The sequence below is a fragment of the Lewinella sp. JB7 genome (assembly GCF_024297185.1).
GTDB lineage: Bacteria > Bacteroidota > Bacteroidia > Chitinophagales > Saprospiraceae > Neolewinella.
Genome location: NZ_JANCTD010000024.1, coordinates 1 through 2,610 on the forward strand (window position 1 = coordinate 1; position 2,610 = coordinate 2,610).

The window sequence follows — 2,610 nt, forward strand, 5'->3', positions numbered from 1 at the left end:
TCCCGGTATCGCTTCACCCACTTGTAGCCGGTCTTGCGACTGATGTGGTACTTCTCGCAGATCGAGTTGAAGTAGTACTGATCGCTCAGGTAATCTAAAATGAATGCTTTTCTCTGGTCCATACGGTTCACTTCTTCAAATGGCATAGCGGCTTTTCCGCTAGAATTCGGTGTGAAAAAGTGTTACCTAGGTCTATTTACTTTTGTATACCAGGTCCCTTGACTGTACAGATTTCCGCCAACGGGGGCGCCCACGCAGCCGGGGCTTCTTTCCTTCGAAGTATCAAACACAAACCCACCTACGAGGGGGCGGCGCGGCGGCATGGACCGAAACCGACCGCAGGGAGCTTTCGGGGCATTGTCGACGGGACGAACCCGCGGGCTTACGGGTGGCCAAACCAGCACTCCCCTCCCCTATCCCCGGTTGACGCTGGGCGCGGTGTTCGGCGCATCTTTCTTTATTCTTCCAGTATCACAAATTCCCGGAAGTTGTCCCGATTAATCAACTTACCTTCGGCCTCGTAAGTATTCAAAAAAGTCTTGGAAAATCTAGCCTTAGCTTTTGGATTCCATTTGAACTCAAAGGCCTTCAACTTTAGGCCGTTCTGTTCTACGTAATCAATCTCCTGCTGTTGGGCTGTCCTCCAAAAGTGAGATTTGGCAAAGGTCAATTTGTAACTATTCTGCTTGATTCTTTCGGAAACTAAAAAGTTTTCCCACAGCATTCCTACATCCTGCCGGTGATCTAAGCTGCCAAACTCGCCAATGATCGCATTCCGAATGCCGTTATCATAGAAGTATATTTTTCTTCCCCGCTTAATCTCGTTGCGGACGTTCCGGTTAAATGACCGTAATCTAAAGATGACGTAGCCCTTCTCTAGAATTTCTATGTACCGTTGCACCGTATCCTTAGAAATGGATACCAGCTGGCTCAGTTCATTGTAGTTCACTTCACTACCAACCTGGAGGGCTAACCCCTGCACCAATTTTTCAAGTACTTCCGGCTTCCTGATTTCTCCGTGCGAGAGGATGTCTCGGTACAGATAGCTGTTCACTAGATTTCGCAGCACTTCTTTCTCTCGCCCATTCTCATTGTTGATTACATCCGGATACATCCCATAGATAAGTCGACTCTCCAAACTCTGCTGTGCTTTGAGATAGCCTACGTGATTTTCATACTCCTCCCAGCTGATGGGATACAATTCATACTCCCATTTTCGTCCCGTCAGGGGTTCATTGAGTTCGTTAAACAAGTTGAAGGAGGAAGATCCACTGATCCAGAGTTGGACATCCTTAAACTGATCCGTGATGATCTTCAGCGTTAAGCCGATCCCGTTGATCCTTTGCGCCTCGTCGATGAACACAATCTTCTTCCCACCAATCAGTCGCCTGATTTTCTCCGTGTTTGGCGTATCTAACTCAGTCCGTATAGAAGGATCATCGCCATCGAAAAAGGTGAAGTCCTTTCCCTTCAATTGATCAAGGATAATGGTGGTCTTGCCAACCTGACGAGGCCCAATTATCATGATGGCTTTCCCGCTACCAATCTTATTCTCTATGGTTGGAGTAATGGTTCTGTTGATCATGCCGCAAACATACATCTAGCTAATGTAATAGCCAAATATTATAATTACCAGCTTTCAAATAGCCTGATTATGTGCTATCGGTTGTGTTTCGTTGCGCCGAACGGGTGTGGCCACGCCTTTCCGGGGAAATAGCACTAACCAGCTATACCGGCTCAGGTGTAAACATCACTTAACTGTACAATCACTACGGCCGGGAACTAGGCCCCGGATTGACGTGGCCACGATGCTGGGCGCTAGGCTGACATCATCGGTGGGAACTTTTGTTCGGCTACGTATTATGCAAATGGCGGCAGCGGCCCCGGATGGCCCAGACGAAGGCCAGCAGCATGGCCCCGCTGTGCCAGGCTTTCGGCTGGGCCCCGCTTGCCGCCGTTTGCGGCCCAAGGAAAATTCACTAGCACTACTACTTCACGGATCGGGAAAAAATTAGACGCACTAAAACTGCTCAAGGAACACCAACCAGCACAACCAACTATTCTGATCGTATGAAGCTTGCGCCCAGCGGGTGTGGCCACGCCTTTCCGGGGAAATAGCACTAACCGGCTTTACCGGCTCAGATGTAAACACCACCTAACTGTATCAACACTACGGCCGGGAACTAGGCCCCGGATTGACGTGGCCACGATGCTGGGCGCTAGGCTGACATCATCGGTGGGAACTTTTGTTCGGCTACGTATTATGCAAATGGCGGCAGCGGCTCCGTATGGCCCAGACGAAGACCGGCAGCATGGCTCCGCTGTGCCAGGCTTTCGGCTGGGCCCCGCTGCCGCCGGTTGCGGCCCAAGGACCATTCACTAGCATCACTACTTCACGGGTGAGGAAAAAACTAGACGCACCTAAAATGTTCCCGGAACACCAACCAGCATAACCAACTATTCTGATCGTATGAAGCTTGCGCCCAGCGGGGGCGCCAACGCAGCCGGGGCATCAATTATTCGAAGGTGATGACTTTAACGCCACCCACGAGGGGGCGGCGCGGCGGCATGGCCCGAAACCGACCAACGGGAGCTTTCGGGCCATTGTCC

Annotated in this window: 2 protein-coding genes; both read right to left on the reverse strand. The window is 50.9% G+C overall.

Annotated features, from left to right (window positions below; genetic code table 11):
* Positions 1 to 146 (reverse strand): helix-turn-helix domain-containing protein (locus NMA52_RS19320; protein ID WP_371930994.1); only part of this gene is annotated, 146 nt, incomplete at its 3' end.
* 311 nt (positions 147 to 457) lie between these two features.
* Positions 458 to 1,585, reverse strand: a complete 1,128-nt coding sequence (locus NMA52_RS18620) for an ATP-binding protein (protein ID WP_254829223.1) — start codon at positions 1,583 to 1,585, stop codon at positions 458 to 460.
* Positions 1,586 to 2,610: the final 1,025 nt, after the last annotated feature.

Bases quoted from the DNA above. Each gene is read 5' to 3' on its own strand.
- NMA52_RS18620 (WP_254829223.1), bottom strand. From the start codon at position 1,585: ATGATCAACAGAACCATTACTCCAACCATAGAGAATAAGATTGGTAGC.